At 63.8% G+C, this 22,168-nt stretch carries 21 protein-coding genes; 13 read left to right on the top strand and 8 right to left on the bottom strand.

Features of this window, described 5'->3' with window-relative positions:
- Positions 1-4: 4 nt before the first annotated feature.
- From NKJ04_RS06300 to NKJ04_RS06285, 4 genes are read right to left on the bottom strand one after another with little or no spacing between them, the layout of a single operon-like run.
- Positions 5-661 carry a GntR family transcriptional regulator gene (locus NKJ04_RS06300; RefSeq protein WP_352673968.1) on the bottom strand — a complete coding sequence of 219 codons (657 nt, stop codon included), beginning with the start codon at positions 659-661 and terminating at the stop codon, positions 5-7.
- Between the two features lie 13 nt (positions 662-674).
- The gene (locus NKJ04_RS06295) at positions 675-1,985 is read right to left on the bottom strand and encodes an aspartate aminotransferase family protein (protein WP_352673967.1); all 1,311 of its coding nucleotides are present in this window, start codon (positions 1,983-1,985) and stop codon (positions 675-677) included.
- Positions 1,986-3,044, bottom strand: a complete 1,059-nt coding sequence (locus NKJ04_RS06290) for a phosphotransferase (protein ID WP_352554769.1) — start codon at positions 3,042-3,044, stop codon at positions 1,986-1,988.
- A complete protein-coding gene (locus NKJ04_RS06285) occupies positions 3,041-4,336 on the bottom strand; it encodes an ArgE/DapE family deacylase (RefSeq protein ID WP_352673965.1) in 1,296 nt (431 codons plus the stop codon). The genes NKJ04_RS06290 and NKJ04_RS06285 overlap by 4 nt, the downstream gene beginning before the upstream one ends.
- A gap of 168 nt (positions 4,337-4,504) precedes the next feature.
- On the opposite strand from NKJ04_RS06285, the gene NKJ04_RS06280 reads away from it, so the two are divergent.
- The 8 genes from NKJ04_RS06280 to NKJ04_RS06245 all read left to right on the top strand — a co-directional run bounded on the left by NKJ04_RS06280 (position 4,505) and on the right by NKJ04_RS06245 (position 13,595).
- A complete protein-coding gene (locus NKJ04_RS06280) occupies positions 4,505-5,206 on the top strand; it encodes a GNAT family N-acetyltransferase (RefSeq protein ID WP_245273050.1) in 702 nt (233 codons plus the stop codon).
- Entirely contained in the window at positions 5,203-7,929 is a 2,727-nt protein-coding gene (locus NKJ04_RS06275; RefSeq protein WP_352554887.1) for a winged helix-turn-helix domain-containing protein, read from the top strand. The genes NKJ04_RS06280 and NKJ04_RS06275 overlap by 4 nt, the downstream gene beginning before the upstream one ends.
- A gap of 82 nt (positions 7,930-8,011) precedes the next feature.
- On the top strand, positions 8,012-9,133 hold the full coding sequence (locus NKJ04_RS06270) for a histone deacetylase-like amidohydrolase (protein ID WP_023808834.1): 1,122 nt from the start codon (positions 8,012-8,014) through the stop codon (positions 9,131-9,133).
- Positions 9,078-9,995, top strand: a complete 918-nt coding sequence (gene urtB, locus NKJ04_RS06265) for an urea ABC transporter permease subunit UrtB (protein ID WP_352609318.1) — start codon at positions 9,078-9,080, stop codon at positions 9,993-9,995. Before NKJ04_RS06270 ends, urtB begins: the two co-directional genes overlap by 56 nt.
- A complete protein-coding gene (locus NKJ04_RS06260; protein ID WP_023808836.1) occupies positions 9,992-10,978 on the top strand; it encodes a branched-chain amino acid ABC transporter permease in 987 nt (328 codons plus the stop codon). The genes urtB and NKJ04_RS06260 overlap by 4 nt, the downstream gene beginning before the upstream one ends.
- Positions 10,975-11,679: an ATP-binding cassette domain-containing protein gene (locus NKJ04_RS06255; protein ID WP_023808837.1), complete on the top strand. Its 705-nt coding sequence runs from the start codon at positions 10,975-10,977 to the stop codon at positions 11,677-11,679. Before NKJ04_RS06260 ends, NKJ04_RS06255 begins: the two co-directional genes overlap by 4 nt.
- A 2-nt stretch (positions 11,680-11,681) precedes the next feature.
- Positions 11,682-12,383 carry an ABC transporter ATP-binding protein gene (locus tag NKJ04_RS06250; protein ID WP_023808838.1) on the top strand — a complete coding sequence of 234 codons (702 nt, stop codon included), beginning with the start codon at positions 11,682-11,684 and terminating at the stop codon, positions 12,381-12,383.
- Positions 12,384-12,425: 42 nt separating this feature from the next.
- Complete coding sequence (locus tag NKJ04_RS06245) at positions 12,426-13,595, top strand: substrate-binding protein (protein ID WP_023808839.1); 1,170 nt, start codon at positions 12,426-12,428, stop codon at positions 13,593-13,595.
- Positions 13,596-13,639: 44 nt separating this feature from the next.
- Here NKJ04_RS06245 and NKJ04_RS06240 read toward each other — a convergent pair whose 3' ends face one another.
- On the bottom strand, positions 13,640-15,286 hold the full coding sequence (locus NKJ04_RS06240; RefSeq protein ID WP_352609317.1) for an acetolactate synthase large subunit: 1,647 nt from the start codon (positions 15,284-15,286) through the stop codon (positions 13,640-13,642).
- A gap of 86 nt (positions 15,287-15,372) precedes the next feature.
- A complete protein-coding gene (locus NKJ04_RS06235; protein ID WP_352673961.1) occupies positions 15,373-15,756 on the bottom strand; it encodes an SRPBCC family protein in 384 nt (127 codons plus the stop codon).
- On the opposite strand from NKJ04_RS06235, the gene NKJ04_RS06230 reads away from it, so the two are divergent.
- Complete coding sequence (locus tag NKJ04_RS06230; RefSeq protein ID WP_352673960.1) at positions 15,736-16,716, top strand: CocE/NonD family hydrolase C-terminal non-catalytic domain-containing protein; 981 nt, start codon at positions 15,736-15,738, stop codon at positions 16,714-16,716. The two genes, NKJ04_RS06235 and NKJ04_RS06230, sit on opposite strands and share 21 nt — an antisense overlap.
- A 19-nt stretch (positions 16,717-16,735) precedes the next feature.
- Here NKJ04_RS06230 and NKJ04_RS06225 read toward each other — a convergent pair whose 3' ends face one another.
- The gene (locus NKJ04_RS06225; protein ID WP_352673958.1) at positions 16,736-17,638 is read right to left on the bottom strand and encodes a LysR family transcriptional regulator; all 903 of its coding nucleotides are present in this window, start codon (positions 17,636-17,638) and stop codon (positions 16,736-16,738) included.
- A gap of 102 nt (positions 17,639-17,740) precedes the next feature.
- Here NKJ04_RS06225 and NKJ04_RS06220 point away from each other — a divergent pair, with 102 nt between their 5' ends.
- From NKJ04_RS06220 to NKJ04_RS06210, 3 genes are all read left to right on the top strand, one after another.
- Positions 17,741-18,730: a zinc-dependent alcohol dehydrogenase family protein gene (locus NKJ04_RS06220; RefSeq protein WP_352673957.1), complete on the top strand. Its 990-nt coding sequence runs from the start codon at positions 17,741-17,743 to the stop codon at positions 18,728-18,730.
- Between the two features lie 193 nt (positions 18,731-18,923).
- The gene (locus tag NKJ04_RS06215) at positions 18,924-19,223 is read left to right on the top strand and encodes a TFIIB-type zinc ribbon-containing protein (protein ID WP_023808853.1); all 300 of its coding nucleotides are present in this window, start codon (positions 18,924-18,926) and stop codon (positions 19,221-19,223) included.
- A 68-nt stretch (positions 19,224-19,291) separates the two neighbouring features.
- Positions 19,292-20,278: a Tim44 domain-containing protein gene (locus NKJ04_RS06210; protein ID WP_352673955.1), complete on the top strand. Its 987-nt coding sequence runs from the start codon at positions 19,292-19,294 to the stop codon at positions 20,276-20,278.
- 41 nt (positions 20,279-20,319) lie between these two features.
- Here the strand turns inward: NKJ04_RS06210 and NKJ04_RS06205 are convergent, their stop codons facing one another.
- Positions 20,320-21,417, bottom strand: a complete 1,098-nt coding sequence (locus NKJ04_RS06205; RefSeq protein ID WP_352673954.1) for a lactonase family protein — start codon at positions 21,415-21,417, stop codon at positions 20,320-20,322.
- Positions 21,418-21,614: 197 nt separating this feature from the next.
- Here NKJ04_RS06205 and NKJ04_RS06200 point away from each other — a divergent pair, with 197 nt between their 5' ends.
- Positions 21,615-22,166 carry a MaoC family dehydratase gene (locus NKJ04_RS06200; protein ID WP_352673953.1) on the top strand — a complete coding sequence of 184 codons (552 nt, stop codon included), beginning with the start codon at positions 21,615-21,617 and terminating at the stop codon, positions 22,164-22,166.
- Positions 22,167-22,168: the final 2 nt, after the last annotated feature.

Below are 22,168 nucleotides of genomic sequence, written 5' to 3'. Positions count from 1 at the left end.
ACGGCTACCTGGGAGCGTCCAAGTTTGCCGACAGCACGGCGGCCGCCACGGCGATGTCCTCTTCTATGAAAGTCCGCACAGTGGGACCGCTGCGTTGCTCCAGTGCGGCGACGATCTTGCGATGCGCATCGTTGGACTGCGGGATGTAGCGATCGGCCTGCATCAGCAGCTTGAGATAAGGCCCAACCCGCCCCCAGAGGTCGCGGATCATGTTCAACAGGATCGGGGCTCCGGCATGCTGGTAGATGGCGAAGTGGAACGCCTCGTTCAACGAGAGATAGGCCCTGGCGTCGCCGGCCTCGATGGCACGCTGCATGCCGGCGAGGGTCGCCTGGATGTCAGCCAGCCCGCTTTCGCTCATCCTGGTCGCCGCCATCTCGCCCGCCAGTCCCTCGACGGCGATGCGGATGCGCGTCAGTTCCTCGAAAGCAGGCGCGGACAGCAACGGCACTATGACCGAGCGGTTGTTCTGCATCTCGAGCAGCCGTTCGGCGATAAGCCGCTGCAGCGCCTCGCGGATCGGCGTCGTCGAGATGCCGAACGTCTCGGCAAGCTTGCGGATGACCAGTGTCTGGCCCGGGCTGAAGCCGCCGGAAATCAATTCCTGCTTGAGCGCGCCATAGGCGCGGTCATTCAAGGTCTGATGTTCGAGCTTCAGCATGCGTTCGGCCCGCTCACCAGTTCGACAGTGCGCGATCAAGCGTCTCGGCCAGTTGCTCGGCATTGTCCCTGGCAAACGGCAGTGGTGGCCTGATCTTCAGCACATTTCCGCGCGGACCGCAGGACGAGATCAACACACCATCCTCGCGCATGGCTTCGACGACCGCCGATGTCTTGGTGGCAGCCAGCGCCTCGTCGCCATCCGCCGTCAGCTCGACGCCGAAATAGAGGCCGTTGTGCCTGACGTCGGCGACCGCGCCATGCCGGCTCTGCAAGGTGCGCAGCAACTCGGCCGTATACGCGCCGACATTGCGCGCATTCTCGATCAGTCCTTCACCCTCGATCACCTCCAGCACGGCGAGGCCGACGGCGGCCGCGACGGGATTGCCACCGAATGTGTTGAAGTAACCAGTGTTCGAGCCGAAGGAGGCGACAAGCCGAGGCCGCACGAGCACGGCTCCCATCGGATGACCGTCGCCGATCGGCTTGCCCATGGTGACGATGTCGGGCTCGATGCCATAGTTTGCGAAACCCCACATTCCCTGGCCAAGTCGGCCGAAGCCGGACTGGACTTCATCGGCGATGACAATGCCACCGGCCTTTTTCACATGGTCGGCCGCCTCGCGCATTACCCCCGCATCCGGAAAGAAGATGCCGTCGCTGGAAAAGGCCGAGTCGAGAAGGAGTGCCGCCGGCCGGACATTTCTTGCGCGCATGTCCTCAATGGCTGCGGCGACATTTTTCGCAAAATCGTTCGCGGCCCGGCCATGGTCGCGGAACGTGTCCGGCGCTGTCACGGTGCGGTGCTGCGCGGGCACGCCCTTTGCCCCGACCGCCGCCGGCGACAGCTGCGCCGTCGCGATGGTGGCGCCGTGATAGGCGAAGTCGGTGATGATCACCCCGGTGCCGCCGCTGGAATGCAGGGCGATGCGGATGGCGAGGTCGTTGGCCTCGCTGCCGGTGCAGGTGAACATGGCATGGCCGAGATGGGCCGGAACGGTGCCGAGAAGTTTCTCCGCGTAGTCGAGGATGACCTCGCTGAGATAGCGTGTGTGGGTGTTGAGCGTGGCGGCCTGCGCTGACAGCGCCTCGACGACACGCGGATGGCAGTGTCCGACCGAGGCGACGTTGTTGTAGGCGTCGAGGAACTTGCGGCCCTGGGCATCGTAGAGCCACACACCGCTGCCGCGCACAAGATGGATGGGGTTGCGGTAGAAGGCGCGGTAGGTCGGCCCAAGCAGCCTGGCGCGGCGTTCGAGCAGCGCGCGCTCCGATGCAGCCGCGTCGGCATTTGAAGGATATGGCGAGGGCTGGGACACGAGCATCTACTCCGGATTGGAATGGTCGAGAAAATAGCGGCGGGCATCGGTGGACGACAGACCATCAAGCTTTTCAAGCGAAGCCCAGACCTCGGTGGCGAGGCGCAGCACGTAGTCGCGTTTGGCCGGGAATCGCTCGGCCTGCCAACTGGCGATGTTGACGATGAGCGCAAGGCGGGCACGGATCAGATTGAAGAGAATGCTGATCTCTTCCTCCTCGAGCGGCTGCACGGACTGATAGCCGGCGACAAAGCGCGCGGCCGGCGCCAGCGGATGGCCTTGTGCCGGCCAGCGATAGACGGCGCCGATGGCGAGGTCGCAGATCAGCGGCGAATGGATCATGTCGCCGAAATCGAGGATGCCGCTGACGATCTCCGGCCGCGAGGCGTCCATCACCACATTGTAGGAGTTCATGTCGTTGTGGACGATCTGGGCGCGCAGTTTCGGGATGACCGGCGCCGCGTGCTGCTCGAAGGAGTCGATCGCACGCTCGACCATCGCCCGCCGGCCGGGATCGGTGATATGCGTCATCATCGGCCGCGTCTCGGCCACCTTGCGGATATCCCAAAGCAGGTCACTGCCGGCGGCCGGATGGAAGAAGCCGCGCAACCCCCGGCCAAGGCGGGCGAGGAAGACGCCGAGATTGCGATCTTGCGCCTCTGAAGTCGGCGAGCGCGACAGCAGCTGACCGGGCAGATAAGTCACCAGCCGGACGATGCGCGGTGCCGATCCACCAACACTGGCCGTAAATTGCGCTTCGCCCTCAAGGCTTTTGCGCACCGAGGGAACCGGCAAGGTGGGGTCGACTGCAAGGATGTGGTCGAGCGCCTTGTTCTGAAAATCGGTGAAGCCGGCCTCTTCCGCCGGATGGGAGATCTTCAGGACGAACTCACGCTCGCCGTCGGCCTGGATGTGGAAATTGTGGTCGCGTTCGCTAGGCAGCGGACGCGCGGTGCCGGTCAGCCCGTAGTGCCGGCGCAGGATGGCAAGCGCGTCGGTCGTCGAGACATGGGGCGCGTCCTCGGCGAGCGTTTCGCCGAAAGCATCGGGGACGGCTGCATTCATGGCTTGGCCTCGATAGGTTCGAGGCCGCACCAGTCGGCGATGAACAGCGCGATCGTCTGGGTGACCTTGCGCACCGAGTCGAGATCGACGGCCTCGTCATAGCCGTGCGGCATGCGGCAGATCGGGCCGTAGACGATCGCCGGCGTGTCAGCATAGAGGCCGAAGAAGCGCGCATCAGTGGTCGCCGAGGTGACGTGCTCCGTCAGCGGCTCGCCCCACACGGCGGTGTGGCTGCGGCGCAGCACGGCTTCCATCTCGTCGGCGCCTTCCAGCACATAGCCCTCGGCCATGAAGCCGTTGTAGGTCATCATCGGTGGGCGATTGGCCAGGAACGGATCGGCACGCGCCGCTTCGGCGATACAGGCCTCAAGCTCGGCCCTGGCGTCCTCGAGCTTCTGGCCGGGATAGGTAGCGACCCGCATCTCGAAGACACATCGCGCCGGAACGCTCGATGTCCATTCGCCGCCTTCGATCTTGCCGAGATTGAAGCGGATCGGGTGCGGGTGATCGTGAAAATGCCTGTCGTCGACCTTGCGCGCGTTCCAGACGATTTCGAGCTGCTTCAGCGCCTGGATGATGACGAACGCCTTTTCGATGGCATTGGCCCCGGCCGAGAATGCACCCGACGCATGCTGCGGATCGCCGTCGACCTCGACCCGGAACCAGATCGGCCCGACCTGCGCCCGCATCAGTCTCGGCTCCAGCGGTTCGGGAATGAAAGCGGCGTCGGCGCGGTAGCCACGCTGCAGGCAGGCGAGCGCGCCATTGCCGGTGCATTCTTCCTCGACCACCGACTGGAGATACACGTTCGCGGCAGGCTGATAGCCAAGGCTGCGCAATGCGGCCAGCGCATAGAGGCAGGCGGACAGGCCGGCCTTCATGTCGCCGGCGCCGCGGCCATGCATCCAGCCGTCCTGGACCACCGGATCGTAGGGATCGCGCACCCAGCGGTCGAGCGGTCCGGTCGGAACGACATCGATATGGCCGTTGAGGATCAGCGAGCGGCCGGTCGCGTTTCGCGGCGTATGCGTGGCAACGACATTGAAGGCGTCGTCATAAGAAACTGCCACGGGTGAAAAACCCGGCAGGTCGCGAATCGCATCGACATCGACGCGCCACATGTCGACGGCATAGCCGTCAGCCTCAAAGGCAGCCGCCATGAACGATTGTGCGGCATGTTCCTCACCACGCTGCGAAGGAAAACGCACGAGGTCTTGCAGAAACGCTACCTGCCGCGCGAAGCCGCCATCGACCGCGCTGAGAATGGCCTCGTCCGCAATCCGCTCAGGCATTATGTTTCACTTTCATCTGAATGGTGTATCATATCTCATATGCCATTTCTGTGAAATGCAAGAGGCATACGCGCCAAACTTTCAGTCCAGGACTTGCCGTTCAATGCTGCCATGGTCTGGGGAGTTGGCATCGGATGCAGCAAGCCGATACTGCTATCTCTGGAAGACATGACGAGGAATGCGTTGATCACCGAAGACACGATGCCGGCCGAAATCACCGATCTCGCCATTGGCTACCATCGCCTGCCGGCGGGCAAGCTTGCCAATGCGGTGACGTGGATGGAGGCGCGCTCGCCGCAGCCCGATCTCGCGCACCCCTTGGCCATGACACGGATCACGCCCCCCGACTGCGCTTCCTACCGGGCGATTTTCCTAGAGATCGGCGCGCCCTGGCTTTGGGACCGTGTTTCCGAAATGTCCGATGCCGAAATCACCGAGCATTTCGCCGACCCGCGCCAGCATCTCTACTACGGCCATGACGAGACCGGCGCGCATCTCGGTATGGTCGAATTCTTCGTCGCCGACAGCAGCGAGATCGAGATCACCTATTTTGGCCTGTTCCCGTCCCTGACCGGCAGGGGTTTCGGCAAACGGCTGATGGCCGGGGCACTGGACCTCGCATGGCGTCTCAACCCGAGCCGCATCTGGCTGCATACAAGCAGCTTCGATCATCACAGTGTCATCGGGTTCTACAGTGCCTGCGGGTTCGTCCCCTTCGCGACCGGATTTGAGATCATCGACGATCCCCGGATCAAGGGAACCTTGCCGCGCGATGCCGCACCGCAGATTCCGCTGATCGAAACGGAGTGGAGCAATGGCAAGGGAGCCGCGCTTTCCCGGAAAAGCGGCAGGTTGCACGGGCCTAGATGAGAACAGCTCCGCAATCCGTCAGCCAAGCGTCGCCGCACCATCGCCGATGGGTGCGCCGCGAGACCATCCTGTCGACGCTGGAGCGCCACATCGACACGCGGATCGTGCTGTTCGCCGCGCCCGCAGGCTTCGGCAAATCGACGACAATGGCGCAATGGGCCACGGAGGTCGCGCGCCACGGTCGGCTGACCGCATGGCTATCCTGCGAGGCAACCGACAATGACGAGGGCGCCTTCCTGTCGCATCTGGTGGGCGCGCTCCGCCATCTCGTCCAGAGCCCAGCGGAACTCGACCTTGCCTTCCAGTCCAGCCCGATCCCCCAGCTCGATGTCATGCTCGCGGCACTGGTCACGGGCCTTGCAGCGCGCGAAGCTGACATCACGCTGTTCTTCGACGACTACCACGCTGTCGAGGCGACGGCGGTGAAGCGGTTCATGGAGCGCCTGACCCGGCAGGCGCCGGCAAACGTCGCCTTCGTCATCGGCTCGCGCAGCCTGCCCGATCTGCAACTCGGCAAGCTCAGGGTGCTGGGCGACATCTTCGAAATCGGCCCCGACGATCTGCGTTTCGCCTCGTCCGAGGCCGAGGCTTTCTTCAACGAGAAGCTGGGCCTGAGCGTCAGCAGCGGCACAGTGGAGACCTTGTGCTCGCGTACCGAAGGATGGGCCGCCGGCCTGCAGCTCGCCTCGCTCTCGCTGAGTGCCGCACACGCACCCGAAACCGTCATCGGCAATTTTACCGGCGCCAACCGCAACGTCGCCGACTTCCTGATGGGCGAAGTGTTTCTGGAGCTGCCGCCGGCAATCGCAAAATTCCTGCTCTACAGTTCGATCTTCGAACGCTTCAGCGCCGAAGCCTGCCGGGCGGTGATGCGCGCGGCGGATGCCGAGGCGGCGATTACCGAGATCGAGACGCGCAACCTGTTCCTGGTGCCGCTCGATGAAGAGCGACGCTGGTTCCGCTACCATCATCTGTTCCGCGATTTCCTCAGCCGCGAAATGGAACGGCGCGAACCGGAGATGATCGCGCCGCTGCATCTGGCGGCCGCCGAATGGTTCGGCGAACGCAAGATGCTGACCGAGGCGATCGGGTACGCGCTGGCCGCCGGCGACCAGGCACGCGCGGCGGTATTCGTCGAAAACAACGCGCTCGACCTCATCGCCCAGTGCCAGCTTCTCTACGTGCGCCAGCTGCTCGCGCTGCTGCCTAGGAAACTGATCGACCAGCGCATCCGGCTGCAACTGGTGGTGCTTTGGCTGGCGGTGCACAGCAGCCAACCCGAGATTGCCCAGCAGACGCTGAGCAATGCGCGCAAGCTGGTCGAGACCGGACCGACTGACAGCAATGACCCAGGCACCATGACCGGCACAACGATCGAGGCCGAACTGGTGGTTCTCGCCGCTGCCGTCCACAGCACGCTGGAGCAGTTCGATCAGGCGCGCGACACAGCACTTGCGGCCCTGCGCGTCATCTCACCCGATGCCTGGTTCATGGAAGGCGCGACCGCCAATGTCATCGGCTACAACCTCTATGCGCTGGGTGACCTCGAAGGTGCCCGCGCCGCGATCGATGCGGCGCGACGGGCGCATGAGCGAAGCGGCAGCCTGCTCGGCGTCACCATTGCCAATTGCTACATGGCCGTTGTCGAGCGTTCGGCGGGCCGCTTGCCCGCCGCCGAGCGGCTGCTGCGCAACGCCATCATCGAGGCCAGGGCGCGGATCGGTGCTAATTCCTATGCCGAGGCCTTGGCCGGAACGCTGCTAGCCGAGCTCGCCTACGAGACCAATGCGTCGGGCGAAGCGCTGACCCTGGTCGAGAATCTCGGCCCGCAGATCGAGGGCGCGGCGGTCATCGTCTATCCCCTTGCCAGCGTGCCGACCTATGCCCGTGTGCTGCAGCTGACCGGTCGCACCGAAGCCGCACTGGACATGCTGGAGCGCGTCTATCAACGCGTGCGCGGCACGGTGTATCGCCGCCTGGCATCGATGATCATGCATGACCGCGTACGTGTGCTGCTCGACCAGAACCGCAATGCCGAGGCGCGCGCGCTGCTGGCCGAGCATCGCGGCGAAGAGACCGAGACTTCGACGGTCATCACCACCGCAAACGAGTTCGAGTTCTTTGCCGAGGGCCGTTTGCTGACGGCGGAAAAATCCTATGCCGATGCAGCGGGGGTTTTCGACGCGCTTCTGGAGCGCACGAGAACCAGCGGGCGCATGCGTCGCCATATATTGGCGCTGATCCTGCGAGCCAAAGCGGCCAGCGCTGCCCACGACCAACGCGAGGCAGACCGCAATCTCCTCGATGCGTTGCGTCTCGCCCAACCTTCCGGCTTCATCCGTTCCTTCGTCGACGAGGGAAGGTCTGTCGTCGAAGGGTTGATGCGGCTGCGTGCTGCCCAGGCGAAGACCGACCCCGCGCTGTCAGCCTATGCCACGCGCATCATCGATGCAGCGCAGGCGATGCCCGTGGCGGCGCGCAAGCTGGCCGCACCAGCCGCTGAGAAGGAACAGCTCACCCAGCGCGAGGCCGAACTGCTGCGCTATCTCACTGAGGGCATGTCCAATCGCGATATCGCCTTGGCGCTGTCGGTGAGCGAAACCACGGTGAAATGGCACCTGAAGAACATTTTCGGCAAGCTTGCGGTATCCAACCGGGTGCAGGCGGTGCGCGCCGCGCAAGGGTCAGCAGGCGCCTATACCCCTCCGAAAGGAGGGGCATAGATACAGGCGCAGCCCCTCTTTCGGGTCGGGCCACATGATCGTTAGCCTGCTAGCGTCACCTGGTTTTTAGAGGACGCTGCGAATGGCGACAGGCTACGTTTTTCACGAACAGCTGATGTGGCATGACACCGGCTCCAGCGCCGACATGATGCCTCCCGGCCGTTTCGTGGAACCCGGCCGCCATCTGGAATCCCCTGGCTCGAAGCGGCGGCTGAACAACCTCATCCAGGTCAGCGGCCTGTCGCGCCATCTCGTCCCGATTATCCCCGAGCCGGTCTCGGTCGAGGACCTGTTGCGCGTCCACACGCAACGTCACGTTGACGACATCAGAATGCTCAGCGAGCGCGGCTCCGGTTTCGCCGGGCCGCAGGCGCCAATCGGCCTCAACAGCTTCGACATCGCGCTGCTGTCTGCCGGCACCACCTATGCCGCGATGCGCGCCGTGCTGACCGGACGCGTCGACAATGCCTATGCGCTGGCGCGGCCGCCGGGGCACCATGCCGAGCCTGATCAGGCGATGGGCAACTGCCTGTTCTCCAACATCGGCGTCGCTGTCCGCCGGCTGCAGCATGAAGGCCTGCTTGGCCGCGCCGCAGTGGTCGACTGGGATGTGCACCACGGCAACGGCACCGAGACGGTGTTCTATTCCGACCCGTCGGTGCTGACCATTTCCTTGCATCAGGACAATCTCTACCCGACCGGGCGCGGTGCGCTGGCCGACAACGGCAAAGATGCCGGCGAAGGCTACAACATAAACATACCGCTGCCGGCGGGCAGCGGCACCGGCGCCTATGAAGCGACTTTCGACCGTGTCGTCGCGCCGGCGCTGCGTGCCTACAGACCGGACCTCGTCATCGTCGCGTCCGGCTTCGATGCGTCCGGCTTTGATCCGCTCGGCCGCATGATGCTCAACAGCGAATGCTTCAGGCGGCTCGCCGCGCGCATGGTGGCGCTGGCCGCCGAAACTTCGCAAGGGCGCCTGATGATGACCCATGAGGGCGGCTACTCCGAGGGCTATGTGCCGTTCTGCGGCCATGCCGTCATCGAGACTCTGGCCAACCATCGCACCGAAGTGGTCGACCCGTTGTCGGAGCATATCGACGAATGGGCGGGGCAGGATCTGCAGTCGCATCAGGCCGCGGCGATCGATGCCGCCGAAGGCCTGCTCGCCGGCCTGCGCCAACGTCTCGCCAGTGCGGCCTGACGCGATGGATTTTCTCATCACCACGCTGCTCAATGCGCTGACGCTGATCAGTATCCTGATTCTGGTCGGGCTCGGGCTGGCGATCAGCTTCGGGCTGATGAACGTGACCAATTTGGCGCATGGCGAGTTCGTCACCGTCGGCGCTTTCGCGGTTTATTTCGTCCAGAGCGTGGGCGGCTCGTTCTGGCTGGGCCTGGCGGCGGCGCCCGTTGCCGGCGCGGTGGTCGGCTGTATCCTCGAGTTCGCCATCATCCGCCATCTCTATTCCAGGCCGGTCTCGACCGTGCTTGCCACCTGGGGCGTCAGCCTGATCCTGCAGCAAGGGCTGGAACTGATCTTCGGGCTCGGCGCCAAGCCGGTGACGCCGCCGATCGAGGGCACGCTCGATCTTTTCTTTACCGTCTATCCGGCCTACCGGCTGATCCTGATCGGCATTGCCATGCTGACCTTGCTCGGCGTCATCCTGTTGATCAGCCGGACGCCCTTCGGTCTCGACATCCGCACCGTCATCCAGAACCGCGAGATGGCCGAAGGCGTCGGCATCAATACCCGGCGCACCTACGCCATCGCCTTCACCTTCGGCGCGGCAATCGCCGGCCTTGCCGGCGGACTGGTCGCACCGCTGGCAATCGTGCTGCCGCAGATGGGGGTGAACTATCTCGCCAACGCCTTCTTCGTCGTCATCGTCGGTGGTGTCGGCTCGATCGGCGGCCTTGTCGCCGGCAGCGTCTTCGTCGGCGGACTGACCAGCATCCTCAATTATCAGATTTCGCCGTCGCTGGCGCAGGCGATCGTGCTGCTGGCTGCCATCGTCGCTGTCCGTCTGCGGCCCAACGGCCTGTTCAACGGAGCGTCGCGATGATCGCCCGCGACCGCAACTGGCTGATGATCTTTGCCGTCTGCGTGGCGCTCGCGATCATCTATCCGTTCTTTGCCGGCGGCTATCAGTTGACGGTGATCCGCGACGCGCTGATCTTCGGCCTGTTCGCGGCGAGCCTCGACTTCTTCTGGGGCCGCACCGGAATCCTGTGTTTCGGCCACGCCGCCTTCTTCGGCATCGGCGGCTACATCATGGCGCTGGTTACGCTCAATGATGCCATCCCCTTCGGAAGCCTGCTTGGCATCATCGGTGCGGTGGCGGGTGCGGCCTTCGTCGCCGCCATCATCGGCTACTTCCTGTTCTTCGGCGGCATTCGTGGCAGCTATTTCACCATCGTCACGCTGGCCATGGGCGTCATCTGCCAGCAGGCCGCGGTTTCCTGGAGTTCGGTCACCGGCGGCGACAGCGGCCTGATCGGCATTCCGCCGATCGAGTTCGATCTTGGCGGCCTGCATGTCGATCTGAGCCAGGATCTGCCCTCCTATATCTTCGTCTCGGCTATCGTCGCCGTGACGGTGCTGGCGCTGTGGTCGATCAGCCGCGGCCGCTGGGGAACGGTGCTGACCGCAATCCAGGACAATGAAGTCCGGGCGGCCGCGCTCGGCCACAATGCGCCGTTGCGGCTGCTCGTTACTTTCGTCTTGTCGGCGGCGATCGCCGGACTTGCCGGCGCGCTCTATGTCTGCATGGCAGGACTGGTGGCGCCCGACCTGTCCGGACTGCTCCTGTCGACGGAGGTGATCGTCTGGGTGGCGGTCGGCGGGCGCGGCACGCTGCTTGGGCCAGTACTGGGCGCCATCTTCATTCAGCGCGCGCAGCAGACGATCAGCAGCTTCAACCCGAGCCTGTGGCCCCTTCTGCTCGGCTGTGTCTTCGTCATCATCGTCTTCGTCCTGCCGGATGGGATCCTGTCGATCTACGCGCGGCTGAAAGGCCTGTTCAAGGGCGGGAGGCGCGCGCAATGAGCGACATCCTGCTGCAGGCCGAGAACGTCGGTATCCGCTTTGGCGGGCTGCAGGCGCTGGAGGCTCTGAACCTCACGGTGCGCGACAAGGAACTCTGCTGCATCATCGGGCCGAACGGCGCTGGCAAGAGCACCTTCCTCAACGTGCTGACCGGCACGCTGCGTCCGACCAGCGGCAGCGTGCGCTTCCTCGGCCACGACATAGCCGGCTTGCCGCTGCATCGCATCGCCCGGCTCGGCATTGCCCGCAAGTTCCAGATCCCCTCTGTCTTCCCGAGCCTCTCGGTGGAGGATAATCTCAAGGTCGCGCGCTGGGGGGCGCCTTCGCCTGCGCGCCCGGTTGGCGAACTCTTGGAGCTGGTCGCACTGACCAACCGCGCCGCCACGTTGGCCGGCGAACTCGCGCATGGCCAGAAGCAATGGCTGGAGATCGGCATGGCGTTGGCGATAGAGCCGCGCCTGCTGTTGCTCGATGAACCCACTGCCGGCATGACGCCGCAGGAGACGCTGGCGACGGCGCAGATGCTGCTGCGACTCAAAGGTGAATTCTCGATCGTTGCCGTCGAGCACGACATCCGCTTCGTGCGGGCGCTGAACTGCGAGACGTTGGTGCTGCATCAGGGACGCCGGCTGCGCAGCGGTCCTTTCCATGACATCGAGACCGACGAGATGGTCCGCGATGTCTATCTGGGGAGGCGCTGATCATGCTGCGAACAATGGCGGTGTCGGCCGGCTACGGTCTGCTCCCCGTGCTGAACGGCATCGACCTCAGCGTCGCGCTGGGCGAAGTCGTGGGCTTGCTCGGCCGTAACGGCGCAGGCAAGACAACGCTGCTGCGCGTCATCTCCGGCGGCTTGCGGGCAAGCGGCGGGGCGGTGGTTCTCGGAGACAAGGATCTCACCAACGCGCCGGCTTTCCGCCGTGCGCGCGCAGGCATCGCGCATGTGCCGCAGGGGCGCGGGATCTTTAACCAGCTGACGGTGCGGCAAAACCTGGAGGTCGGCACCCGCGCTGCCAAGGACCGTGGCGACGGCGGCATTCCGGCCGACATCTTCGGCTATTTTCCAATCCTGCGCGAACGCGAAGCGCAGGTCGCCGGCACGCTTTCGGGCGGCCAGCAGCAAATGCTGGCGATCGGCCGCGCGCTCTGCGGCCTGCCCTCGGTGCTGCTGCTCGACGAGCCCTCGGAAGGCATCCAGCCGAACATCGTGCAGTCGATCGCCGAACTGGTGCCGCGCATCGCCCGCGAGCGCGGCATCGCGATCATTCTTGTCGAGCAGAATCTCGATCTCGTTCTCAAGGCATCGGACCGCTGCCTGGTGATGGAGAAGGGCAGGATCGTCCACGAAGGTGCGCCTGAGACCTTCGCCGACGAGACCCTGCTGAAGGACCTGTTGGCTTTGTAAGGCGTGCATGGGGCGCGCCTGGGACTGGAAGGGAACACAACAATGATAAGCAGAAGAACTGTCTTGAAATCGGGCGGCGCTGCCGCCGCCTTCGCCATAGTCGGCGCGCCGTCGATCCTGCGCGCCGCCGACACCGTCAAGGTCGGCCTGTCGATCCCGATCACCGGACTGCAGGCGATCCTCGGCGAGACGTTGCTCAATTGCTACAAGCTCGCCGCCGCCGAACTCAACGCCGCCAACGGCATTGGCGGGCGCCAGGTCGAACTCATCATCGAGGACAACCAGACCACGACCAAGGGCTCCATCGACAAGGCGCGCAAGCTCATCAACGAAGACAAGGTCGACGTGATCATGGGCACGATCATTTCGCCTGAGCGCAGCGCCACGCTGTCGGTCACCTCGAAGGCCAAGAAGCTGTTCTTCTACCCGACCAATTTCGAAGGCGGCGAATGCAACCGCTACTTCGTCGCCACCGGCCCGATCCCGATGCAGCAGGTCGACCCGATGATGCCATGGGTGGCAGAGAACCTCGGCAAGACGATCTATGTCATGGCTTCGGACTATGCCTGGCCGCAGAAGATGACCGAGGCGATCACGGCGGCCTATGAGAAGGCCGGCGGCAAGATCATCGGCGCCGATTACTATCCGTTCGGGACCACAGATTTCGGCCCGGCCTTCCAGAAGATCAAGTCGCTGAAGCCCGATGTCGTCTGGTCGATGGTGGTCGGCAACGACGCCGTCACCCAGCTCAAGCAGTATCGCAGCTTCGACATCAAGCAGCCGCTGATCGCCCCGCTCGACGAGGTCTTCAACAAGGACGCGCTGCCTCCCGGCGTTGCGGCCGGCACCTATGCGCCGCAGCCCTACTGGATGGCGCTGGACAATCCGGTCAACAAAAAGTTCATCTCCAGCTTCCGTGAGAAATTCGGCCAGGAGAAGATGGTCAACGGCATCGGGGAGGCCGGCTACAACGGCCTGCATCTCTACGCGCTGGCCGCGGAGAAGGCGGGATCGCTGAAGGACGACGATGTATTGGCCGCGCTGCCGTCGATCGAGTTCGACGCACCGCAAGGCAAGATCCGCGTCGACGCCACCAACAACCACACACTCTGCCATTCCTATGTAGGCAAGGCGGCGGCCGACGGCATCGGCTACGAGATCGCTAAGGATTTCGGCACCATCGCGCCGGTAACGCCTTACTGCAAGGTGTAGGGTCTTCCGCCCAAGCAATCCTGACGGCGGCTTTGTCGCTGCCGTCAGGGCGTCTGCGGCGCAGGCAGACGCTCGCGCAATTCGTCGACGAGCACCCTGGTGTTTTCGGAATAGTCGATAGGCACAACGACGAGATGCACGCCGCCGCCGGTGAAGGCCTGTTCCAGCGCCGGCCGCAAGTCGGCGATCTCTGCAACCCTGGTTCCCTTGGCGCCATAAGCCTCGGCATACTTGACGAAATCGGGATTTCCGAAGGTCATGCCGAAATCCGGAAATTCGTCAACCGCCTGCTTCCAGCGGATCATGCCATAGGCATGGTCCTCGAGCAGCAGGACGACGAGGTTGAGCTTGAGCCTGACGGCGGTCTCCAATTCCTGGCTGTTCATCATGAAGCCGCCATCGCCGCAGATGGCCATGACACGGCGCTGCGGATAGAGCAGTGCCGCCATCATCGCCGACGGCAAGCCCGCGCCCATGGTGGCCAGCGCATTGTCGAGCAGGATCGTGTTTGCCATGCGCGTCCGGTAGTTGCGCGCGAACCAGATCTTGTACATGCCGTTGTCGAGGGCGAGGATCCCGTCGGCCGGCATCACGGCGCGCACGTCGTGCACGATGCGCTGCGGCGTGAAGCGATCTTCGGTGGCCCGCGCGGCGATCCGGCTCAGAATGCCTTCCCGCAGCGGCAGCAGGGCCTGCGCGTTGGGGATCTTGCCCTCGATGCGGTCGGCCAGCAGCGCCAGCGAAGGGCCGAGGTCGCCGACGATTTCGGCTTGCGGGAAATAGACCTGCTCGACATCGGCTGATTGGTAGCCGACATGAATGACCTTCGGCCCCTTCGCCCCCATGATGAAGGGCGGCTTCTCCACGGTGTCGTGACCGATGGTGATGATCAGATCGGCCTGCTCGATGGCCTCGTGCACGTAGTCGCGCTCCGAAAGGGCTGCCGTTCCCATATAGAGCTCCGTGCCGCCAGGCACGGTGCCCTTGCCCATCTGCGTGGTGAAATAGGGAATTTGCGTCCGCAGCACGAACTGCGCGACATCGGGGGTCACGCGCGGTCGCGACGCCGCCGCGCCGAACATCAGCAGCGGGCGCCTGGCTTCCAGGATCATACGGGCGGCGCGATCAAGCGCGCCTGGACTGGCCAGCGGCAGTTCGACCGGGTGCGTCGGCACCAGCGCGATCGGTTCGCACTCGGCCGCCGCAATGTCTTCCGGCAGTTCCAGATGCACGGGGCCGGGACGCTCTTCCTGGGCGACACGGAAAGCTTCGCGCACCAGCGAGGGGATCATCTTCGGCGAGACGATCTGGCGCGACAGCTTGGTCAGCGGCTTCATCGCCGCGACGATGTCGACGATCTGGAAGCGCGCCTGCCGGGATGACAGGATGCCCTTCTGGCCGGTGATCATGATCATCGGCATCGCGCCGAGCAGCGCATAGGCCGAACCGGTCGAAAGGTTGAGCGCGCCTGGGCCAAGCGTAGTGATACACACACCCGGCTTTCCGGTAAGCCTACCATAGGTGGCGGCCATGAAAGCGGCTGCCTGCTCGTGACGGGTCAGGATCAACTGGATCGAGGAGCGGCGGATGGATTCGACGATATCGAGATTTTCTTCGCCCGGAATGCCGAAAATCCGCTCGACCCCTTCGTTCTCGAGGGCCGCGACGAACAAATCCGAACCTTTGGTCATAAACTGTCTCTCCCGCAACATTCCGTCGGCCCCCCTTCATATGGCATCGGAATGCGACGCCTCAAAGAGGCATCTTCGGCCGCGGGTCAGAGCCGCGTGTTGCAACTCGCCGCTTTCGGCGAAGCGAAAAGTTCCTTCGGCGCAGACCATTGGCTGACGGTCGCGCCGCGCGTGCCGGTGATCAGCGAACGCAGTTCCGACAGATAGGTCTGCACGAAGAACGAGGTCTGGCTTTCCAGCGGCGTATAGGGGCCTGGCCGGTAGGCGCGCGACATGATGCCGTCGGCATTGTCCTCGGTGATCTTCTTGTCCTGCACCGTGGTGACGTCCCACATCCAGCTGATCGCATCGGAATCGACGCCGCCATCGGCATCCTTGTCGACGGAGCCAAGCGGCCCGGCCGCTGGGTCGCCGAGCCGGCGTGGCCCGGACCAGGCGTCGGCGAAAAAGTGCTGAACCTTGGCCCCCATGTGCTGAGCGAGGCCAAGGGCGAAGATACGATCCTGGAGATTTCGTCGCCGCAGACGGCCGGCCTGTCTTCCGGCGCCTGGTGCGGTTATGGTGTCATGCCGACCTTGCCGGTCGACCAGCGCACGGAAGAAGGCAATGCCCTGATCTTCGAGACCGCACCGTTGACCGAAGCGGTCGAGATCCTTGGCTTCCCCGAATTCGAGGTCAGGCTCTCCTCCGACAAGCCAGTCGCGCTACTCTCCGCCACGCTGTCGCAAGTGTTCCCTGAGGGAGCGGCCTCGCGCGTCAGCTACGGCATTCTCAATCTGAGCCATCGCAATGACGACCTGGACATCGAGCCGATGGTGCCGGGCCAGGCGGAAACGGTGCGCATCAAGCTGCGCTGCTGCGGGCAGCGTTTCGAGGTCGGCGAGCGTATCCGACTGGCACTGGCGACATCGCACTGGCCGATCGTCTTCCCGACCGCCGAACAGGCGACGCTGTCGATCCATTGCGGCGACAGCCGGCTGATCCTGCCGGTACGCCCACCGCAGAAGCTGGACGACACGCTAGGGGCCTTCCTGGGACCTGAAAGCGCCAAGCCGATGGAGCAGGAGGTTCTGGCCAAGGGCGACGGCTTTCAGCGCTCGGTGTCGACGGACCAGGTCACCGGCGAGACCGTCTATCAGGTCGTCAATGATGGCGGCACGGTGCGGCATCCACATACGCAGATGACCGTTGCGGCGAGGCATGTCGACCGGTTCACCATCCACCCCGACGATCCGAACTCGGCGGTCGGCACCTGCACCTGGGAAAAGTCCTATGGCCGCGGCGACTGGCAGGCGCGCCTTTCGGTGAAGGCGACCGTGCGCGCGCTGCGCGATGTCTGGCGGATCGAGACCCACATCACTGCCCATGACGGAGATGAAGTGGTCGTCGATCGCAGCGAGGTCAAGGAGTATCCGCGCGACCTCAACTGAAAGCGGCTGCGATTGGCAATCAGGCCATCGATCTCGGCAAGGCGGCAGCCAGCGCATCGACGGCCAGCCGCACCTTTAGCGGCAGATGCGGTGTCTGCAGCCAAAGGGCGTAGCAGTCGTAGAGATATCGCGGCTGGTCCGGCAACAGCGCCACCAGCGCACCGGCTTCAATGCGCTCGCGCACCAGCCACCAGGGCAGCCAGGCAAGCCCCATGCTCTCAACAGCCGCATCGGCGATGGCATCGAGATCGTCGAGCCGCAGCCGCCCGGTTGGCGTAATCTCCTGTACGGATTGCCCCTCGCGCGCAAACAGCCACGGCTGAACGACCTGGCCGAGCCGGCGGTAGACAATCGCCTGATGATCAGCGAGATCCTCGATACGCTGCGGCTCGTCATGAATTCTGAGATAGGAGGGTGCGGCGCAGACGACCATGTCCTGGCGCGCGACGCGGCGTGCGATCAACCCCGCCTTGTCGCCCAGAGCACCGGTCCGAATGGCGAGATCGTATCCGTCTTCGGCAAGATCGGCGAAGCGGTCGGTGAGCGACAGGTCGAGCTCCAGCATCGGATATTGCCGCGCCAGCCGCAGCAGCACGGGTGCAACGCAATGGCGGCCGAAATGCGCCGGCATGGTGACCCGCAGTTTTCCACGTGGTTCGGAGAACTGGTCGGCGGCGAGCGCATCGGCGGCTTCGGCCTCGGCCAGCACCACCCGGCAGCGTTCATAGTAGGCGCGCCCGAAGTCGGTCAGGCTCTGCCGCCGCGTGGTCCGGTTGAGCAGCCGCACGCCCAGCCGCTCCTCGAGGAACCGCACATGCTTGCCAACCATTGGTCCGGACAGATCGAGTGCGACTGCGGCGGCTGCGAACGAGCCGAGGTCGACGGCCCTGACGAACACGGCCATGCTCTCAAGCCGATCCATATTCAAAACTCCTGGTTTCTACTATTCTTCCCTTACAGCCATTTATCCCCGGCAAGCCTAGCTGCATAGCTCATTCGGTTCAGATGATTTGGAGTATCCCGAATGACACGCGTAGTTCGCTTTCACCAGCATGGTGGCCCGGAGGTTCTGCGCATCGAGGATGTCGCGCTTCCCCCACCGGGGCCGGGCGAAGTTCAAATCCGGGTCAAGGCACTCGGCCTCAATCGCGCCGAGGCGCTGCTACGCGCGGGCGCCTATATCGAGACGCCGACGCTCCCCTCGGGGCTTGGTCTTGAAGCGGCGGGTGTCGTCGAGACTATTGGCGACGGCGTGAAGGATTTCGCGCCAGGTGACAGCGTCAGTGTCATCCCGCCGCAATCGATGATCCGCTGGCCGGCCTATGGCGATCTTGCCACCTACCCGGCCCGACTTGTCGTCAAGCATCCGCCGTCGCTTGACTGGCAAACGGCAGCGGCGGTCTGGATGCAATACCTCACCGCCTACGGCGCGCTGATCGACATCGCCGGGCTGCACAGCGGAGACGCCGTCGTCATCACAGCAGCATCGAGCAGTGTCGGGCTTGCGGCGATCCAGATCGCCAACAAGGTCGGCGCGACCGCGATCGCGGTGACGCGGACATCGGCGAAGATGCGGGCGCTGCTCGAGGCCGGCGCGGCCGACGTCGTGGCCTCGACGGAGGAGGATCTGGCGGCGCGATTGAACCAGATCGCCGGGCCGCGAGGCGTGCGCGTCGTGTTTGATGCGGTCGGCGGCCCGATCTTCGAGCCGCTGACGGCGGCCATGTCGCATAGCGGCATCCTCATCGAATATGGCGGACTGAGCCACGCGCCGACGCCATTCCCGCTGCCAGCGGTGCTGAGCAAGACGCTGACACTGCGCGGCTACCTCGTGCATGAGATCACCGGCGACCCGGTGAAGCTGGAGGCCGCCAAGGCGTTCATCGTCGAAGGCCTGCAGAGTGGGGCACTAAGACCGATCATCGACCGGACCTTTGCGTTCGACCAGATCGTCGAAGCGCATCGGTATCTGGAATCAAACGAGCAGTTCGGCAAAATCGTGGTGATGATTTGAGCGGAGTTGACAAACAAATCGTTCCTGGGGGCGATATCGCTCTTGAAGGCGCCGAGTTGCATTCCTAACTGTCTCACGCGGGCCGGGCCCCTCTGACTATCGCTTTTGGCGATCGTGATGTCGGACCGCTTTAACGGGCCCGTTTCCATGTTTTCGGTCAAGCGGGCTCAATCTTTTCGGTTTGGAGCCCCGTATGACATCTTCTCTTCTTGGCATGACTTGCCCCTCCTGCCGCGTTGCGCTCGTGATGAGCGAACGCCAGGGTATCGAAATCGACTACTGTCCGCAGTGCCGCGGCGTCTGGCTTGATCGGGGAGAACTCGACAAAATCATCGAGCGTTCCGGCAGGGAAGCGGCGCCCGCGCCGCAGCCACAGCCGGCAGCATTCTCCCAGCCGCAACACGGCCAGGGCCGCGACGACGATTATTCCCGCTCCCACGGCCACCGCTATCCGAAGCGGAAGAAATCATTTTTCGAAGAGTTGTTCGATTGACCGCATGACGCCGGCACCCGGCGGCGGCTGAAAACTTCCGAAACCGCAGAGACAAAGGTTCATCTCCGATGACTTCCCGTACAAGCCGATTTGCAGCCCTCTTTGCAGGACTGTTCCTGGCGTTTTCGATGGTTGCGATAGACCATGCCGAGGCGCGCCGCGGCGGCAGTTTCGGCAGTCGTGGCATGCGCACGTTCCAATCGGCACCGCCGACCAGGACCGCACCGGCCCCGACCGCTCCAGTCGAGCGTTCGATGACGCCCAACACCGGTGCGAACAACGCGGCCCAGCAGCCGCAGGCCGGCCCGCAGAGGCCCGGCTTCATGAGCGGTTTCGGTGGAACGATGATGCGCGGCCTGCTGCTCGGCGGCCTGATCGGCCTGCTCGTCGGCCAAGGCTTCGGCGGCCTGGCCGGCATGTTCGGTTTCCTGCTTCAGGCCCTGCTCATCGGTGGCACGATCATGCTGGCTATCCGCTTCTTCCGCTCGCAATCGGCGCGTGGTCCTGCGCCAGCGCTCGCCGGTGTCGGCAATGCCCAGGCTTCGAGATTTGAGAACCGCGCAACGGCAGGGCAGCAGACTGCAGGCTCCTTCACAATTCCTGGCTTTGGCGGTGTTTCGGGCGGAAGCTCTCCGGCCATCGGTTCTGATGAGATCACGCTGGCTCAGACCGACCTCGACGCATTCCAGCAGCTGTTGACCGATGTCCAGGAAGCATTCGGGCGCGAAGACCATGCCGCTCTGCGCCGGGCTGTTACCCCCGAAATGGTGTCCTATCTGTCGGAAGAGCTGGCCGACAATGCCCAGAAAGGTCTCAGGAACGAGGTAACGGACATCACCTTGCTGCAGGCCGACGTCGCTGAAAGCTGGCGTGAGGATGACCACGACTACGCCACGGCCGCATTGCGCTACGAGTCTCGTGACGTGACGCGCGAACGGGCCAGCGGCAAGGTCGTCGCGGGCGACGATGATCATCCGACAGAGACGACCGAGCTGTGGACATTCGTGCGTGAGAATGGCTCGAATTGGAAGCTATCGGCGATACAACAGGCTTGAGCCCAGGGCGATTTTGTCCAAGGCTTCACAGTTGTGGGCGTTCAGCGCACGATCTTGACGCACATCGGCGTGCCGATCTCGATGGCGCGCCTGGTGTCGCTGAGCATGCCGGTCTCGGCGTCGCGCGCGAAGATCGAGATGCGGTCGTCATTCTGGTTGGCGGAAAACAGATGGCCGCCTGACGGCGTCAGCGCGAGGTTGCGTGGCGTCGCACCGCCGCAAGGGACGTAGCCGACGAGGCTCAGCGATCCTGTCTGCTGGTCGACCGCCATGATGACGACGCTGTCGTGGCCACGGTTGGAGCCGTAGACAAAACGGCCATCCGGGGAAATCTGTATGTCGGCGCAGTGGTTGCTGTCGCGTGCCTCGGCCGGCACCGCCGGCTTGGCATCGATGAACGAGAGCTTGCCCGTGGCTTCGTCCAGTACCATCGACACGATGGTCGAATCCAATTCGTTCATGACAAAGACGAAACGTTCGTTCGGATGCAGCGCCAGATGGCGCGGGCCGGCGCCGTGCGGCAAAGCAGATTCGGCTAGCTTGGCCAGATTGCCGTCGCGCTCGATCCGGTAAGACACCAGCCGGTCGATGCCGAGGTCGGCGACGATGACTGTCCCACCTCCGATGGTTTCGGTGACGCTGTGCGCATGCGAGCGTTCCTGCCGCGCCGCATTCGGGCCGCTGCCCTCATGCGAAACGCTGGCGAGCGGCGCTGACAACGCTCCATTCTCCTCGAAGCCATAGACAGCCACCGCGCGATCCGGGCCGCCCTCGCCCATGCCGTAGTTTGCGACCAGCAGTTTTGTCCCGTCGCGGGTGATGGTGTTGTGGGCGGTGATGCTGCCGAGCGACGGCTGCTTGTTCAGATAAATGAGCGTACCAGAAGCTCGATCGAAGCTGTAGGCGGAGACGGTGCCCTCGCGCCAGGTGAAGACTTCCGAATTGGCATAGATGTGCGAGCCGTCCGGTGTCACCGAGAGGAAGGTCGGATTGTCGACATCGTTGGTCTCGGCCAGTTTTCGTGTTTCCAGCGTCGTCTCGTCAAAGCTGTAGACGCCGAGACCGACACCCCGAGCGCCCTGAAAATACGGCGCCTCGCGGTTCAGGCTGCCGACAAAGACCAGACAATCCTCGCGCATGATTTCCTCCCTGCCCGCCTGCGCTTCGGCGCGCGGGAGCAGCCAAAATTTCGCCTGTTCACGCTTGCAACGCAACCCCATATGTGAAAATACTATTTACAAAAGAAGATTAACGGAGGAAACGTCTTGCATTTCGACGCCTTGATGCGTTTTCCGGCAGCTGTGACGTGCCCCATACAAGGCCGGCGGTGCCGGCCATGAACGATTTCGCGCCCACCGTCGGTGTCGCCTCGACGCATCCCAAGAACATGCCTGGGGATCACGCCGCGCTGCCGGTGTGGAACGCCGAAAACTGGTTCTATGAGGATTGGCCGGTCGGGCAGAAGATCCGCTCGTTGCGACGGACCATGGCCGAAGGCGATAGCCATTTGTTCAACACGCTGGTGCTCGACATCCACCCCTATGTGCAGGACCAGATATTTGCCGAGAGCGAAGGCATTTTTGGCAAGCGGCTGATCGCCGGCGCCTTTGTCTTCTCGGCTGGCCTCGGCCTGGTCGCCACCAATTGCGTCAATGCCTTTTCCTATGGCTACGACAAGCTCCGTTTCATAAAGCCTGTCTTCATTGGCGACACGATCTATTCGATCCGCTCCAACCTCGACAAGACACCCCGCTACAAGGAGATGGGGCTGATCCGCGCCAGCTATGAGGTTTTCAAGGGCGAAGGCGAGCTCGTTCTCTATTGCGAGCATCTGCAGACGGTGAAGTACCGCAACCCGGCCGACTTCATCGGCAAGACGGAGAAATAGAG

Source organism: Mesorhizobium sp. M0618 (assembly GCF_040320765.1).
Taxonomy (GTDB): Bacteria; Pseudomonadota; Alphaproteobacteria; order Rhizobiales; family Rhizobiaceae; genus Mesorhizobium.
Note: the sequence above shows the minus strand (reverse complement) of the source record. Positions and strands in the feature narration are given on the sequence as shown.

Bases quoted from the DNA above. Each gene is read 5' to 3' on its own strand.
- NKJ04_RS06235 (WP_352673961.1), bottom strand. From the start codon at position 15,756: ATGGGGGCCAAGGTTCAGCACTTTTTCGCCGACGCCTGGTCCGGGCCA.
- NKJ04_RS06210 (WP_352673955.1), top strand. From the start codon at position 19,292: ATGACTTCCCGTACAAGCCGATTTGCAGCCCTCTTTGCAGGACTGTTC.
- NKJ04_RS06205 (WP_352673954.1), bottom strand. From the start codon at position 21,417: ATGCGCGAGGATTGTCTGGTCTTTGTCGGCAGCCTGAACCGCGAGGCG.
- NKJ04_RS06295 (WP_352673967.1), bottom strand. From the start codon at position 1,985: ATGCTCGTGTCCCAGCCCTCGCCATATCCTTCAAATGCCGACGCGGCT.
- NKJ04_RS06225 (WP_352673958.1), bottom strand. From the start codon at position 17,638: ATGGATCGGCTTGAGAGCATGGCCGTGTTCGTCAGGGCCGTCGACCTC.
- NKJ04_RS06280 (WP_245273050.1), top strand. From the start codon at position 4,505: ATGACGAGGAATGCGTTGATCACCGAAGACACGATGCCGGCCGAAATC.
- urtB (WP_352609318.1), top strand. From the start codon at position 9,078: ATGCCGCCGAAGGCCTGCTCGCCGGCCTGCGCCAACGTCTCGCCAGTG.
- NKJ04_RS06220 (WP_352673957.1), top strand. From the start codon at position 17,741: ATGACACGCGTAGTTCGCTTTCACCAGCATGGTGGCCCGGAGGTTCTG.
- NKJ04_RS06290 (WP_352554769.1), bottom strand. From the start codon at position 3,044: ATGAATGCAGCCGTCCCCGATGCTTTCGGCGAAACGCTCGCCGAGGAC.
- NKJ04_RS06245 (WP_023808839.1), top strand. From the start codon at position 12,426: ATGATAAGCAGAAGAACTGTCTTGAAATCGGGCGGCGCTGCCGCCGCC.
- NKJ04_RS06200 (WP_352673953.1), top strand. From the start codon at position 21,615: ATGAACGATTTCGCGCCCACCGTCGGTGTCGCCTCGACGCATCCCAAG.
- NKJ04_RS06300 (WP_352673968.1), bottom strand. From the start codon at position 661: ATGCTGAAGCTCGAACATCAGACCTTGAATGACCGCGCCTATGGCGCG.
- NKJ04_RS06215 (WP_023808853.1), top strand. From the start codon at position 18,924: ATGACATCTTCTCTTCTTGGCATGACTTGCCCCTCCTGCCGCGTTGCG.
- NKJ04_RS06275 (WP_352554887.1), top strand. From the start codon at position 5,203: ATGAGAACAGCTCCGCAATCCGTCAGCCAAGCGTCGCCGCACCATCGC.
- NKJ04_RS06250 (WP_023808838.1), top strand. From the start codon at position 11,682: ATGCTGCGAACAATGGCGGTGTCGGCCGGCTACGGTCTGCTCCCCGTG.
- NKJ04_RS06285 (WP_352673965.1), bottom strand. From the start codon at position 4,336: ATGCCTGAGCGGATTGCGGACGAGGCCATTCTCAGCGCGGTCGATGGC.
- NKJ04_RS06270 (WP_023808834.1), top strand. From the start codon at position 8,012: ATGGCGACAGGCTACGTTTTTCACGAACAGCTGATGTGGCATGACACC.
- NKJ04_RS06240 (WP_352609317.1), bottom strand. From the start codon at position 15,286: ATGACCAAAGGTTCGGATTTGTTCGTCGCGGCCCTCGAGAACGAAGGG.
- NKJ04_RS06260 (WP_023808836.1), top strand. From the start codon at position 9,992: ATGATCGCCCGCGACCGCAACTGGCTGATGATCTTTGCCGTCTGCGTG.
- NKJ04_RS06255 (WP_023808837.1), top strand. From the start codon at position 10,975: ATGAGCGACATCCTGCTGCAGGCCGAGAACGTCGGTATCCGCTTTGGC.